Here is a 13,864-nt window from a genome sequence, read left to right as displayed (position 1 = left end):
AGTATAGATATATCCCTGGAGGGAAAATGAAATTAGTTGTTTTTGGTGGTGGTGGATTTATTGGCTCTGCAATTTGTGAAAGATTGTTACAGGAAGGCCATCAATTACGTATATTTGAGCGACCTCGTGTGCCGCCTTATCGCCATTTTGCAGAAACAGAAAATGTTGAATGGACAACCGGGGATTTTAGCAGTAGCCATGATTTGAAAGATGCCGTTGAAGGCATGGATGGGGTCGTTCATTTAGTTTCAACCACTTTGCCTAAAAGCTCTAATGATGATCCTGTTTATGACGTACAAACAAATATCATTCCAAGCTTGCACATGCTTAACGCTATGGTCGAACACAAAGTTAAGCGTATTGTATTTATATCTTCAGGTGGTACTGTTTATGGAAACCCCCAGTATATTCCTATCGATGAAAAGCATCCCACAGAGCCAGTAGTATCTTATGGTATTACTAAGTTAGCGATAGAAAAATATTTGCATATGTTCAGTAAGTTGCATGGGATCAAAGCGGTAACTTTGCGTGTTGCTAACCCCTATGGTGAAAGACAGCGCGTGGAAACCGCGCAGGGTGCAATTGGTATATTTATGCACAACATCCTGAAGGGGGCTCCCATTGAAATTTGGGGAGATGGTAATGTGCAACGAGATTATATTCATGTAAGCGATGTTGCTGAAGCCTTTGCAAAAGCTATCACCTATGAAGGTGAAAAAGAATGCTTTAATATAAGTTCCGGAACAGGAACAAGCCTGAATGAATTAATTGATATGATGAAAAATATCGTAACAGAGCCGGTCCAGGTTATTTATAAACCAGGTCGTTCATTCGACATCGATATCAGTGTGCTTTGCAATCAACAGGCTCGAAATGAATTAGGCTGGGAACCAAAAGTAACTATGCAGGACGGTCTAGTCCGTACTGCAGAGTGGATGAAACAAGTAATACATAATAAATAGCAGGAATTAATATTGAGTAATCATTAATGCGAATATTAATTACCGTTCATCAGTTTTTTCCAGAATACAGAGCTGGTACTGAAGTATTAACATTGTCGGTAGTAAAAGAGCTCATAAGACGCGGTCATGATGTACGTGTCTTTACAGGCCATCCAGCGAAAAGTGAACTTGCTGAAGATGAACGATTTGATGAATATGAATACGAAAACATCCATATTTATCGATTCCATCACTCTTATTCGCCGGTGGCCGATCAAACATCAATGATTGATGTAGGATATAATAATAAGTTAGCTGAGCATTATTTCACTGAGGTATGCGAGAGTTACCAACCTCAATTAGTGCATCATTTTCACCTAAACAGGCTTGGGGTGAGAATTATTAACTATCTTGCCGACGCTGGAATCGCACAATATTTCACTCCAACTGATTTCTGGATGATATGCCCAACGGCACAATTAATGCTTAATAATGGATGTTTCTGTAATGGTCCTGATAGGTATTCTGGAAATTGCGTAAAGCATTTTGCACAGGATAGGGTAAATAGATTTACAGCAAATATCATTCAAATAATACCCAGTGTTGTTTTTGACAAACTCACCGACGTTACTAAGAGATATAAAAACATCAAGTATCCGATGAGCCATGAGGTGAAGGCGATGGCACATCGCATTGATAATACTGTTAGTGCGCTGAATAGAATCCAGGGTATTATTTCCCCCAATCGTTTTATGTCTGAGCTTTTCATCAAATACGGCGTCAGTCCATCCATCATATACGAAAAAAGTTTTGGTATTGATTTTAATGAAGGATTTACTGAAGCTAAATATAAGAAATGGGCTAAAGATAGACCATTACGAATAGGTTTCATTGGGACACTGGCACCGCATAAAGGCTGTGATGTTGCAATAAAAGCTGTTAATTTATTACCAGATAATTTTGCGTCATTGACTATCTTTGGCAGTGGAGACGAATTTCCTGATTACGTTAAAGAACTATATAGTCTTGCAGCAGGAAAAGGAAATATTTCTTTTAAGGGAGTATTTCCAAATAATAAAATCTTATCAGTCTTAGATGAATTTGATGTCCTGGTGGTTCCGTCTGTTTGGTTCGAAAACACACCGCTTGTTATTTATTCTGCGCAGGCAGCGAATTGTCCTGTTATTGGGTCAAATCTGCCGGGAATCTCTGCGGTAATAACCCATAATATTAATGGGCTTTTGTTCGAAGCCGGCAATTATAAAGATCTTTATGAAAAAATAAAATCTTTAATAGACGCAGATTTAACAAGGCTAAGTCAGGGTTCAGTAAGACCAAAGACATCATGCCAATATGTTGATGATATCTATGATGTTTGGGAGGCGAGGCATGAATGAATTATGCTTAAGTTTTATAGCAAGCAAATCTGAAAAAAAACTATGCAGAATATAAAAAAATTAGACGCACTTACTTCTCTAAGGTTCTTTGCTGCGGCAATGATCGTTTTAGGGCATGGTCACGGTTTATTTGGTTCACTAGGCATTGCAACAACTTTATCTTTAGCGCAGGGTGTATCTTTCTTTTTTGTTTTGTCAGGATTTATACTCACTTATAATTATCCTAAATTAAAAACCTTCGCGGAAGTAAAAGGATTCTATGTTGCACGCTTCGCAAGAATCCTGCCATCACATCTTTTTGCGATGCTCTTACTTGTAATATTCACGGGTGGTATTAACCAAGGGGGGCTACAGGGAGCGGCCATTGCGTTCACCGCTTTCCTGCATACTTTCTTGCTTCAGTCACTGGTGCCATTGAAAGATGTATTTCTTACCTTTAACGGCGTCTCCTGGAGTATCTCCACGGAGATGTTTTTCTATATTGCGTTTCCATTATTAATAACAAGCCTGATACCTGGTAAATGGCTTAAATTAATCATTTTAAGTATTGCTGTTATTATGCACCTGTGTTTCGGTGTGTTATGGAACGTTTCTGCGGATGAAGGTAATAGCCAGTTTAGCTTAATGGGGCTGCTTTATATAAATCCATGGGTAAGAATTTTTGAGTTCTACATTGGAGTTCTTGTCTGTAATGTATATATGAAGACACGCGATCATTCATGGAATACCTCGCGCTCTAGTGCTGTTTTTTCCATTGCGGAAATTATGGCGATAATAATTGCAGTTTTCACAATGTGGCTTTCGCCAAGATTTACTGGTTTCGTAGGAATTGGTGAGCAGACCGGGGTAGTGCTCAGCTATTATCTATCAAAAGCCGGATCTGTTTTTTCCTTTGCATTCCTTATTCTGATCTTTGCTTATGGTAATGGAATAATTAATAAGATATTGTCTGCTAAATTTTTTGTTCTGCTGGGTGAAATTAGTTTTTCTCTTTACCTGGTCCATATGAGCGTTCTTGTCTGGTTCCAGAAAAATTTATCTGTTTTTAATGGTCTTTCTGTAACTGAACAAGCGTTAATTTTTTGGTCTATATCACTGCTAACTGCATGGTTTTTACACCGTTTAATTGAACTGCCTTGCAGGAGAATCATTATTGAATGGTATAAGAATAGAACATTTTCAAAAGAGATATTTGATAAGTCATTGTTTATTAACTCTTTAGCAGTAATTGTGATGTTGGCTTGCATCAAAGTTTTTGCCCCTTATTAACCTATAAAATGACTTTTACAGCATAAAAGAGCATGCACTTGCTATGCCACGCTGGGTTTTATGAGTTAACATCTCAGATTATTAACCCCGATAGCACCTAAGCTATCGGGTGCTCACACCTGACAGGAGTATGTAATGTCCAAGCAACAAATCGGCGTTGTCGGTATGGCAGTTATGGGGCGCAACCTGGCGCTTAACATTGAAAGCCGTGGCTATACCGTTTCCGTATTTAACCGCTCCCGTGAAAAAACTGAAGAAGTGATTGCCGAGAACCCAGGCAAGAAACTGGTCCCTTTCTATACGGTTAAAGAATTCGTTGAGTCTCTGGAAACCCCTCGTCGTATCCTGTTAATGGTGAAAGCAGGTGCAGGTACCGATGCTGCTATCGACTCCCTGAAGCCTTACCTCGAAAAAGGCGACATCATCATTGATGGCGGTAACACCTTCTTCCAGGACACCATTCGTCGTAATCGTGAACTGTCCGCTGAAGGCTTTAACTTCATCGGTACCGGTGTTTCCGGTGGTGAAGAGGGCGCGCTGAAAGGCCCATCCATCATGCCTGGCGGCCAGAAAGAAGCATACGAGCTGGTGGCGCCTATTCTGACCAAAATCGCTGCTGTTGCAGAAGATGGCGAGCCGTGTGTGACCTATATCGGTCCTGACGGTGCTGGTCACTATGTGAAAATGGTGCACAACGGCATTGAATACGGCGATATGCAGCTGATCGCGGAAGCATATTCCCTGCTGAAAGGCGGCCTGAACCTCTCCAATGAAGAGCTGGCGGAAACCTTCACTGAGTGGAACAAAGGCGAGCTGAACAGCTACCTGATCGACATCACCAAAGATATCTTCACGAAGAAAGATGAAGAGGGTAAATACCTGGTTGATGTGATTCTGGATGAAGCAGCGAACAAAGGCACCGGTAAATGGACCAGCCAGAGTTCTCTGGATCTGGGCGAACCGCTGTCTCTGATCACCGAATCTGTCTTTGCGCGTTACATCTCTTCTCTGAAAGAGCAGCGCGTGGCGGCATCTAAAGTGCTGTCTGGCCCGCAGGCTAAACCAGCAGGTGATAAAGCGGAGTTCGTTGAGAAAGTTCGTCGTGCACTGTACCTGGGGAAAATCGTTTCTTACGCGCAAGGCTTCTCTCAGCTGCGTGCGGCATCAGACGAGAACAACTGGGATCTGAACTACGGTGAGATCGCGAAGATTTTCCGTGCGGGCTGCATCATTCGTGCGCAGTTCCTGCAGAAAATCACCGATGCCTATGCTGAAAACGCCGGTATCGCCAACCTGCTTCTGGCACCGTACTTCAAGAAAATCGCTGACGAATACCAGCAGGCGCTGCGTGACGTGGTAGCCTACGCGGTGCAGAACGGTATCCCGGTTCCGACCTTCTCTGCTGCAGTAGCCTACTACGATAGCTATCGTGCTGCGGTACTGCCGGCTAACCTCATTCAGGCTCAGCGTGATTATTTCGGTGCGCATACCTATAAGCGTACAGATAAAGAAGGTGTGTTCCACACGGAATGGCTGGACTAATCTGATTTAGCCTCAGGTTGTTATATAAACCCGGAGATATTCTCCGGGTTTTTTTTCACCAAAATCACAACCACATATTCGAAGTAGTCTGAATGTTGTACCTGGACGGGCTATTCCTAAGGCTTCGCCTTGACACTCCCACAAGGCAGGAGGTAAAAAGCCCTACAGTTATTGATTATCGTGATGGCCCTGCGGTCATCTCTACAGCTCACTTACAGAAGTTATTCGCGAATGAAAATAACAATTTCCGGTACAGGTTATGTAGGTCTCTCCAACGGTATCTTGATTGCTCAGAACCACGAAGTGGTTGCGCTGGATATCGTGCAGGCTAAAGTGGACATGCTTAACAAGAAGCAGTCCCCGATTGTAGATAAAGAGATTGAAGAGTATCTGGCAACGAAGCCGCTAAACTTCCGCGCAACCACTGACAAGCAGGATGCTTATCGTGGGGCGGACTATGTGATTATCGCCACACCGACCGACTATGATCCTAAAACCAACTACTTCAACACCTCGAGCGTTGAGTCGGTGATCCGCGATGTTACGGAAATCAACCCGAACGCGGTGATGATCATTAAATCCACCATCCCGGTTGGTTTTACCCAGTCCGTTAAAGAAAAGTACGGCATTGATAATGTCATCTTCTCCCCGGAATTTCTCCGTGAAGGGCGTGCGCTGTATGACAACCTGAACCCATCACGCATCGTTATTGGCGAGCGTTCAGAGCGCGCCGAGCGATTCGCTGCGCTGCTGCAGGAAGGGGCGACCAAAAAAGATATTCCAACGTTGTTCACCGATTCGACCGAAGCGGAAGCCATCAAGCTTTTTGCTAACACGTATCTTGCCATGCGTGTGGCATATTTTAATGAGTTGGACAGCTATGCAGAGAGCCTGGGGTTGAATAGCCGTCAAATTATCGAAGGCGTTTGTCTGGATCCACGTATCGGCAATCATTATAACAACCCGTCGTTTGGCTATGGCGGTTACTGCCTGCCGAAAGATACTAAGCAGCTGCTGGCTAACTATCAGTCTGTTCCTAACAACATCATCTCGGCGATTGTTGATGCCAACCGGACCCGCAAAGATTTTGTAGCTGACTCAATACTTTCCCGTCAGCCGAAAGTGGTGGGCGTCTATCGCCTGATTATGAAAAGTGGCTCCGATAATTTCCGTGCATCTTCCATCCAGGGCATCATGAAGCGCATTAAGGCCAAGGGTGTACAGGTCATTATTTATGAACCGGTAATGAAGGAAGATGAGTTCTTCCATTCCCGCGTGGTGCGTGATCTGGATGCATTCAAGAAAGAGGCGGACGTGATCATCTCTAACCGCATGGCGGAAGAGCTGGCGGACGTTGCGGATAAAGTGTATACCCGCGATCTGTTCGGCAGCGACTGATTACTGCCCGTAACGCATAAAAAACCCGGCGCATTCGCCGGGTTTTGTTTTTTTATACCTTGTAGAAATTGCGATACCAGTCCACAAAATTCTTCACGCCTTCCTTCACCGACGTTTTCGGCTTAAACCCAATCACGTCATAGAGCGCCGTGGTATCCGCGCTTGTTTCGAGCACGTCACCTGGCTGAACAGGCATCATATTTTTATCCGCTTCTTTGCCTAACGCTTCTTCCAGCGCGGTGATGTAATCCATCAGCTCTACGGGCGCACTGTTGCCAATGTTGTAAACACGGTACGGCGCAGAGCTGGACGCCGGAGACCCTGTCTCAACGGTCCAGTTCGCATCGGCCTGAGGGATAACATCCTGCAGGCGAATAATAGCTTCAACAATATCATCGATATAGGTGAAGTCGCGCTTCATCTTGCCATAGTTGTAAACATCAATACTATTGCCTTCAATCATGGCCTTAGTAAATTTAAACAGCGCCATGTCCGGACGGCCCCATGGCCCATACACAGTGAAAAAGCGCAGGCCGGTCGTCGGCAGATTGTAAAGATGAGAGTAGGTATGCGACATCAGTTCGTTGGATTTTTTCGTCGCGGCATACAAGGAAACCGGGTGATCAACCGAGTCATCGGTGGAGAAAGGCATCTTTCGGTTCAGGCCGTAAACAGAGCTGGAAGAAGCATACAGTAAATGCTGCACCTTGTTGTGTCGGCAGCCTTCCAGTACGTTGAGATGGCCGATAAGGTTTGATTGCGCGTAAGCGTGCGGATTTTCCAGAGAGTAACGTACGCCAGCCTGCGCGGCGAGGTGGATCACGCGGTCAAACTTCTCAGCTGCAAACAACGAGGCCATCCCTTCGCGATCGGCCAGATCCAGCTTATGGAAAGTGAAATTGTCGGATGTAAGCAGATCCAGTCGCGCTTGCTTCAGATTGACATCGTAATAGTCATTAAGGTTATCAATTCCTACAACCTGATGTCCTGCCTGCAGCAGGCGCTCGCTGACGTGGAAACCGATAAAGCCGGCAGCGCCGGTGACCAGAAATTTCATCTTCAACCTCAATGTTAAATGAGTAACTCTTAACGCATAAAATCGTGCGTTTACACTATCGGCTGATGATACCCGCTCACGGAAGGAATGATAACTGCTTTATTACAGGAAAAGGGGAGCGAGCGCTCCCCCGGTAGGATGTTTATTTATGCCTTTTACGTAAATTCTCAATCACCGCCGTCAAATCCAGCGCCTGATCCTGCAGGAGCACCAGCAGGTGATACATCAAATCAGAGGCTTCATTCGTCAGCTCCTCGCGGTCATGCACGGTCGCGGCCAGCGCAGTCTCAACGCCTTCTTCACCCACCTTCTGCGCAATTCGCTTGGTGCCGCTGGCGTACAGCTTCGCGGTATAAGAACTCTCAGGATCTGCCGTTTTACGCTCTGCCAGCAACTGCTCCAGTTGATACAGGAACAGCCACTGATGACTCGCCTCGCCGAAGCAGCTGCTGGTGCCCTTATGGCAGGTCGGGCCGATTGGGTTTGCCAGCACCAGCAGGGTATCGTTATCGCAGTCAGGTGTTATGCTGACCACGTTCAGGAAATGACCCGAGGTTTCCCCTTTGGTCCACAGGCGCTGTTTCGTGCGGGAGTAAAACGTCACTTTGCCGCTTTCGATCGTTTTCGCCAGCGCGTCCTGGTTCATATAGCCCAGCATCAGCACTTCGCCTGAGATGGCATGCTGGACAACCACCGGCAGTAATCCATCCGTTTTTTCCCAGTCCAGCTGCGCCTGTTGTTGCTCTGTTAACATACCCTGATCTCCACGCCCTGGTCGGCCAGGTACGTTTTTAACTCACCAATATTAATAATCTGTTTGTGGAACACGGAAGCGGCCAGCGCGCCATCCACGTTCGCATCGCGGAAGGCTTCGAGGAAATGTTCCATGGTGCCCGCGCCGCCGGAGGCAATCAGCGGAACGTGGCAGACTGCACGGACTTTTTTCAACTGCTCGAGGTCATACCCGTTACGCACGCCATCCTGGTTCATCATGTTCAGCACAATCTCGCCCGCGCCACGTTTCTGCACTTCCTGCACCCAATCGAGCGTTTCCCACTGCGTTACGCGCGTGCGGCTTTCGTCACCCGTATATTGATTGACGTGGTACTTGCCCGTTGCGGCGTCATACCAGGTGTCGATCCCAACCACAATACATTGCACGCCAAAACGATCGGCGAGACGAGTAATCAACTCCGGGTCGGCCAGGGCAGGGGAGTTGATGGAAATCTTGTCGGCACCAAACGAGAGAATTTGGGCCGCATCGTCAGCGGATTTAATCCCGCCCGCCACGCAGAACGGAATATCGATCACTTCCGCCACGCGAGCTACCCAGCTTTTGTCGACTACGCGGCCATCGCTGGACGCGGTAATATCGTAGAACACCAGCTCGTCTGCGCCTTCATCAGCATAGCGTTTTGCCAGCGGAACGATGTCGCCAATGATCTCGTGGTTGCGGAACTGCACGCCTTTCACGACCTGGCCGTCACGTACGTCCAGGCAAGGGATTATCCGTTTTGCCAGCATTGAATCGCCTCCGTCACCGTAAATTTACCTTCCAGCAGGGCTCGGCCCACAATCACGCCCTGTACGCCCGTTCCGCGCAGCGCGGCAATATCGTTTAAATCACCAATTCCGCCCGAAGACTGGAACGCCACCTGCGGATAACGCGCGCAGATCTCTTCATACAGCGAGACGTTGGAGCCCGCCAGCGTTCCATCACGGGAGATATCCGTGCACAGCACGTGCTTCAGGCCAACGGGGAGATACATCTCGACCAGCGCCTCCAGCGTCACGCCGGAGTTTTCCTGCCAGCCGCTGACCGCCACCTGCTTATTACCTTGTTCATCAATGCGCACGTCCAGCGCCAGTACCAGCGCGTCGGCGCCAAAGCGGCGGAACCAGCCTTTTACGATCTCAGGCTCTTTCACCGAGGTTGAACCGACCACCACGCGCGCTACGCCCGCGTCCAGCAGTGCCGCAACGTCATCTTCTGTACGTACGCCGCCGCCCACCTGTACCGGCACATCAACACCGGCAACCAGATTTTTCAGCAGAGGGATCTGGCGTTTTGCCGGGTCTTTCGCACCTGTTAAATCGACCAGATGCAGCACCTGAGCCCCCTGGGTGGCATAATCCTGCAGACGCGGCAGCGGATCGTTTCCGTAGTCTCGCTGCTGCCCGTAATCGCCCTGATGAAGACGGACAACCGTGCCGTCAATTAAATCTAACGCGGGAATAATCATCACATCTCCAGGAAGTTTTTCAGCAGCTGCGCGCCCGCGGCGCCTGAGCGCTCCGGGTGAAACTGTACGCCGAAGAAATTGTCTTTCTGCACGGCTGCGGTAAACGCCTCACCGTAAGTGCACTGGGCGATCGTATTCGCGTTCACCGGCATGGCGTAGCTGTGTACGAAGTAAAAATACGCGCCGTCTTCAATGCCGCGAAAAAGCCTGTCGCCCGCTTTGGCGTACACGCGGTTCCAGCCCATATGCGGCAGAGGCAGACCGTGGTCGGTCATCTTCGGCACGTCTTCGTCGATAATGCCCAGCAGGTCAACGCCGTTATTCTCCTCGCTGCGGCGGCCAAGAATCTGCATGCCCAGGCAAATCCCCAGCACCGGCTGGGTACAAGCCTTGATCAGATCGACCAGCTCGCGCGTGTGGATCTGATCCATCGCCGCCTGCGCAGTGCCCACGCCCGGCAGGAATAACTTGTCGGCACGCAGCACCACGTCCGGGTCACGGCTGACCACCGGCTCGTAGCCGTGGCGCGCAATCGCCGACTTTACGGAGTTCAGGTTGGCGCATCCGGTATCCAGAATCACCACGTTCATTACAGGACTCCTTTTGATGAGGGCAGGGCGTCACCTTCCACGCGGATTGCCTGGCGCAGCGTGCGGCCGAAGGCCTTGAAGAGACTCTCTACGCGGTGGTGGTCGTTCTTGCCTTTGGTCTTCAGGTGCAGCGTCAGGCCCATGGTGTAGGACAATGAACGGAAGAAGTGCTCCACCATTTCGGTGCTCAGATCGCCCACGCGCTGGTAATTGAAGTCTGCTTTATATTCCAGGTGCGGGCGACCGGAGATATCCATCGCACAGCGCGCCAGACACTCGTCCATCGGCAGGACAAAGCCAAAACGGTTGATGCCGCGTTTATCACCGAGTGCCAGCTTGAGGGCTTCACCCAGCGCCAGGCCGGTATCTTCCACGGTGTGGTGATCGTCAATATAAAGATCGCCTTTTACCGTGATCTCCATGCGGAAACCGCCGTGGGTGGCAATCTGGTCCAGCATGTGGTCGAAGAAACCCACTCCGGTGTGGATCTTGCTGCCGCCTTCGCGGTCCAGCCAGACCTTCACATCAATCTGCGTCTCTTTGGTGTTACGTTCAACGTGCGAGTAGCGGTCACGTTTTGTCAGCTGTTCGCCAATCATCGCCCAGTTAAGGTTGTTACGGTCGTAGCGAAGCCCCGCGATGCCCATGTTTTCCGCGAGCGTAATATCAGTGATGCGATCGCCGATGACATAGCTGTTGGCCTTATCCAGCACATCCTCTGCCAGATAGCCCTCGACCAGCTTCACCTTTGGCTTACGGCAGTCGCACTCGTCGGCTGGCATGTGCGGGCAAATCAGCACTTCATCAAACACCACGCCCTGAGAGGTCAGCACCTGCATCATTAAATTATGCGGGCCGTCAAAGTCTGCCTGCGGGAAGCTGTCGGTACCCAGACCGTCCTGGTTGGTGATCATCACCAGCTTGTATCCGGCTTTTTGCAGCTTGAGCAGCACCGGGATCACGTCAGGTTCAAACGCCAGCTTGTCGAATCGGTCGACCTGAAAATCAGCTGGTGGCTCCGAAATAAGGGTGCCGTCACGATCGATGAAAAGGATCTTCTGGGTCATACTTTCTCCGCTTTCAGGGCGTCAATGACGCGCTGGCTCTCTGCGCGGGTGCCGACGGTAATGCGCAGGCATCCGCTCAGAGAAGGTTGTTTATTCTGGTCTCGTAAGATAATGCCCTGATCCCACAAAGATTTAAATACGGCGCTGGAGGCGGTAAAGCGCACCAGGATGTAGTTGGTTTCCGAGTCGAATACCTGCTCCACGCACGGGATATCCTTCAGGGCGGTCACCAGGTACTGACGTTCCTCCAGGATTTGCGCCACGCGCTCGCGCATCGCGTTAATCCCCTGAGGCGTCAGCGCCTGTGCCGCAATATCGGCAACCGGCGTCGAGAGGGGGTACGGAGCGATCACCTTCAGCAGCAGGTCGATGACCTCTTTATTCGCCAGGGTGAATCCGCAGCGCAGACCCGCGAGGGCGAAAGCCTTCGACAGCGTACGCAGCACGACCAGGTGCGGATATTCTTCAAGCCAGCCAGCCAGCGTCGCCTGCGGGCAGAACTCGATGTAGGCTTCGTCGGCCACCACCAGCGCTTTTCCGCGCGTCATCTCCAGCAGGGTTCGGATATCCTGTGGGTTAATAATCTGCCCGGTCGGGTTGTTCGGGCTACAGACAAAGACGACTTTTACGCCGTCAAGATTGTCGGCAATGCCCTGCAGATCCAGCTGCCAGTTCTCCAGGGAGAGCACGTTGCGGCACGCCACCCCAAAGGTTTCCGCGCTGACGCTGTACATGCCGTAGGTCGGCTGGCAGTACATGACGGCGTCTTTGCCCGGCTCGCAGAACGCGCGGATCAGCAGCTCAATGCCCTCATCCGCGCCGCGGCTGACCAGCACCTGCTCTGGCTTCACGCCAGCATACTGCGCGTAGTTTTCGATTACCGCCTTCGGCTGACACTCCGGATAACGGTTCAGCGTTTGCTGCGACAGCTCAAACTGCACCGCCGTTGGATATTCGTTGGCGTTCAGCCAGACATCCCCTTTGCCGCCCAGACGACGCGCAGACTGATAGGGCGTCAGGCGACGGACATTTTCGCGGGCTAATTCTTCAATGTTCATGCTTGCTCCTTCAGGGCTGCAACGCGCAGCGTAACGGCATTTTTGTGGGCGGTCAGACGCTCGGCGGCGGCCAGAGTTTCAATGGTGGACGCCAGTGAGGCAAACCCTTCGCGGGAGAGTTCCTGCACGGTCATGCGTTTCTGGAAATCCGCCAGTCCCAGGCTGGAACAGGTTGAGGTATAGCCATACGTTGGCAGCACGTGGTTGGTGCCGGAGGCGTAATCGCCCGCGGACTCCGGGGACCAGTCGCCGAGGAACACCGAGCCCGCGCTGGTAATGCTGTCGACCAGATCGCGCGCATTGCGGGTCTGAATAATCAGGTGCTCCGGACCGTACTGATTAGAAATAGCAATGCACTGCTCAAGATCGCGCGCCACAATCAGACGGCTGGCCGCTAACGCCTGGCGTGCCGTGTCGGCGCGGGGCAGGTCGGCAAGCTGACGCTCCACGGCTTCGCCCACGCGTTTCGCCATATCGGCATCCGGCGTCAGCAGGATGACCTGCGAATCCGGGCCGTGTTCCGCCTGGGAAAGCAGGTCAGACGCGACGAAATCCGGCGTGGCGCCGCTGTCGGCAATCACCAGCACTTCAGACGGGCCGGCAGGCATATCGATGGCCGCGCCGTCCAGACGCTGGCTGACCTGACGCTTAGCCTCGGTCACATACGCATTGCCCGGGCCAAAGATTTTGTCGACCTTGGGAATGGATTCCGTGCCGAACGCCAGGGCTGAAATCGCCTGCGCGCCGCCCACTTTATAGACCGCCTGCACGCCGCACAGCTTCGCCGCGTACAGGATCTCGTCGGCTATCGGTGGCGGCGAGCACAGCACCACTTTCTGACACCCGGCAATGCGCGCGGGTGTCGCCAGCATTAGTACGGTGGAGAAAAGCGGGGCAGAGCCACCAGGAATATAGAGGCCGACCGACGCAACCGGGCGGGTCACCTGCTGGCAACGCACGCCGGGCAGGGTTTCCACATCTACGGTCTGCAGCTTTTGCGCGGTGTGGAAAGTATCAATGTTTTTCACCGCAACGGCCATCGCCTGTTTGATGTCATCTCCCAGACGATTGCTGGCATCAGTCATTTCCTGCTCGGTAACCTGTAATGCGCCAACTTCCGTCTTATCAAACTTTGCACTGTATTCACGCAGCGCGTCATCGCCGCGGGCTTTGACGTTATCCAGGATCTCCGCCACGGTGCGCGAGATGCTTTCAGAGGCGGAAATCGCCGGGCGCATCAGCAGCTCGCGCTGCTGTGCGTCGCTACAGGTATTCCAGTCGATGATTGTGTTAAAGCTCATG

The 13,864-nt window shown here is 50.6% G+C and carries 13 protein-coding genes; 5 read left to right on the top strand and 8 right to left on the bottom strand.

Going from position 1 to position 13,864, the window contains the following annotated elements; all coding sequences use genetic code 11:
* Positions 1-26: 26 nt before the first annotated feature.
* The 5 genes from BFG58_RS22385 (at position 27) to ugd (ending at position 6,547) form a co-directional block, all read left to right on the top strand.
* Positions 27-962 (top strand): NAD-dependent epimerase/dehydratase family protein, encoded by a 936-nt coding sequence (locus BFG58_RS22385; RefSeq protein WP_069720597.1) that lies wholly within the window; start codon positions 27-29, stop codon positions 960-962.
* Between the two features lie 26 nt (positions 963-988).
* The gene (locus tag BFG58_RS22380) at positions 989-2,338 is read left to right on the top strand and encodes a glycosyltransferase (protein ID WP_069720596.1); all 1,350 of its coding nucleotides are present in this window, start codon (positions 989-991) and stop codon (positions 2,336-2,338) included.
* A gap of 42 nt (positions 2,339-2,380) precedes the next feature.
* Positions 2,381-3,607, top strand: coding sequence for an acyltransferase (locus BFG58_RS22375; protein WP_069720595.1), 1,227 nt, complete (start codon positions 2,381-2,383; stop codon positions 3,605-3,607).
* A gap of 135 nt (positions 3,608-3,742) precedes the next feature.
* The gene (gndA, locus tag BFG58_RS22370) at positions 3,743-5,149 is read left to right on the top strand and encodes an NADP-dependent phosphogluconate dehydrogenase (RefSeq protein ID WP_069720594.1); all 1,407 of its coding nucleotides are present in this window, start codon (positions 3,743-3,745) and stop codon (positions 5,147-5,149) included.
* Between the two features lie 231 nt (positions 5,150-5,380).
* Complete coding sequence (ugd, locus tag BFG58_RS22365; protein WP_021241437.1) at positions 5,381-6,547, top strand: UDP-glucose 6-dehydrogenase; 1,167 nt, start codon at positions 5,381-5,383, stop codon at positions 6,545-6,547.
* A gap of 52 nt (positions 6,548-6,599) precedes the next feature.
* Here the strand turns inward: ugd and BFG58_RS22360 are convergent, their stop codons facing one another.
* The 8 genes from BFG58_RS22360 to hisD form a co-directional block, all read right to left on the bottom strand.
* A complete protein-coding gene (locus BFG58_RS22360) occupies positions 6,600-7,604 on the bottom strand; it encodes an NAD-dependent epimerase (RefSeq protein ID WP_069720593.1) in 1,005 nt (334 codons plus the stop codon).
* 142 nt (positions 7,605-7,746) lie between these two features.
* Complete coding sequence (gene hisIE, locus BFG58_RS22355; protein ID WP_045908603.1) at positions 7,747-8,358, bottom strand: bifunctional phosphoribosyl-AMP cyclohydrolase/phosphoribosyl-ATP diphosphatase HisIE; 612 nt, start codon at positions 8,356-8,358, stop codon at positions 7,747-7,749.
* Positions 8,352-9,128 carry an imidazole glycerol phosphate synthase subunit HisF gene (gene hisF, locus BFG58_RS22350; protein ID WP_048029350.1) on the bottom strand — a complete coding sequence of 259 codons (777 nt, stop codon included), beginning with the start codon at positions 9,126-9,128 and terminating at the stop codon, positions 8,352-8,354. The genes hisIE and hisF overlap by 7 nt, the downstream gene beginning before the upstream one ends.
* Positions 9,110-9,847, bottom strand: coding sequence for a 1-(5-phosphoribosyl)-5-[(5-phosphoribosylamino)methylideneamino]imidazole-4-carboxamide isomerase (gene hisA, locus BFG58_RS22345; RefSeq protein ID WP_069720592.1), 738 nt, complete (start codon positions 9,845-9,847; stop codon positions 9,110-9,112). Before hisA ends, hisF begins: the two co-directional genes overlap by 19 nt.
* A complete protein-coding gene (hisH, locus tag BFG58_RS22340; RefSeq protein ID WP_069720591.1) occupies positions 9,847-10,437 on the bottom strand; it encodes an imidazole glycerol phosphate synthase subunit HisH in 591 nt (196 codons plus the stop codon). The genes hisA and hisH overlap by 1 nt, the downstream gene beginning before the upstream one ends.
* The gene (hisB, locus tag BFG58_RS22335; protein ID WP_045908600.1) at positions 10,437-11,504 is read right to left on the bottom strand and encodes a bifunctional histidinol-phosphatase/imidazoleglycerol-phosphate dehydratase HisB; all 1,068 of its coding nucleotides are present in this window, start codon (positions 11,502-11,504) and stop codon (positions 10,437-10,439) included. Before hisB ends, hisH begins: the two co-directional genes overlap by 1 nt.
* On the bottom strand, positions 11,501-12,562 hold the full coding sequence (gene hisC, locus BFG58_RS22330; protein ID WP_021241431.1) for a histidinol-phosphate transaminase: 1,062 nt from the start codon (positions 12,560-12,562) through the stop codon (positions 11,501-11,503). The genes hisB and hisC overlap by 4 nt, the downstream gene beginning before the upstream one ends.
* Positions 12,559-13,863, bottom strand: coding sequence for a histidinol dehydrogenase (gene hisD, locus BFG58_RS22325; protein WP_045908762.1), 1,305 nt, complete (start codon positions 13,861-13,863; stop codon positions 12,559-12,561). The genes hisC and hisD overlap by 4 nt, the downstream gene beginning before the upstream one ends.
* Between the last annotated feature and the right edge of the window lies 1 nt (position 13,864).

Origin of the sequence: Enterobacter sp. ku-bf2 (assembly GCF_001742765.1) — a bacterium.
GTDB lineage: Bacteria > Pseudomonadota > Gammaproteobacteria > Enterobacterales > Enterobacteriaceae > Enterobacter > Enterobacter quasiroggenkampii.
This window is presented reverse-complemented; position numbering and strand designations above follow the sequence as displayed.

Bases quoted from the DNA above. Each gene is read 5' to 3' on its own strand.
- hisF (WP_048029350.1), bottom strand. From the start codon at position 9,128: ATGCTGGCAAAACGGATAATCCCTTGCCTGGACGTACGTGACGGCCAG.
- hisD (WP_045908762.1), bottom strand. From the start codon at position 13,863: ATGAGCTTTAACACAATCATCGACTGGAATACCTGTAGCGACGCACAG.
- BFG58_RS22375 (WP_069720595.1), top strand. From the start codon at position 2,381: ATGCAGAATATAAAAAAATTAGACGCACTTACTTCTCTAAGGTTCTTT.
- BFG58_RS22380 (WP_069720596.1), top strand. From the start codon at position 989: ATGCGAATATTAATTACCGTTCATCAGTTTTTTCCAGAATACAGAGCT.
- BFG58_RS22385 (WP_069720597.1), top strand. From the start codon at position 27: ATGAAATTAGTTGTTTTTGGTGGTGGTGGATTTATTGGCTCTGCAATT.
- hisB (WP_045908600.1), bottom strand. From the start codon at position 11,504: ATGACCCAGAAGATCCTTTTCATCGATCGTGACGGCACCCTTATTTCG.
- hisH (WP_069720591.1), bottom strand. From the start codon at position 10,437: ATGAACGTGGTGATTCTGGATACCGGATGCGCCAACCTGAACTCCGTA.
- hisIE (WP_045908603.1), bottom strand. From the start codon at position 8,358: ATGTTAACAGAGCAACAACAGGCGCAGCTGGACTGGGAAAAAACGGAT.
- ugd (WP_021241437.1), top strand. From the start codon at position 5,381: ATGAAAATAACAATTTCCGGTACAGGTTATGTAGGTCTCTCCAACGGT.
- hisC (WP_021241431.1), bottom strand. From the start codon at position 12,562: ATGAACATTGAAGAATTAGCCCGCGAAAATGTCCGTCGCCTGACGCCC.
- gndA (WP_069720594.1), top strand. From the start codon at position 3,743: ATGTCCAAGCAACAAATCGGCGTTGTCGGTATGGCAGTTATGGGGCGC.
- hisA (WP_069720592.1), bottom strand. From the start codon at position 9,847: ATGATTATTCCCGCGTTAGATTTAATTGACGGCACGGTTGTCCGTCTT.
- BFG58_RS22360 (WP_069720593.1), bottom strand. From the start codon at position 7,604: ATGAAATTTCTGGTCACCGGCGCTGCCGGCTTTATCGGTTTCCACGTC.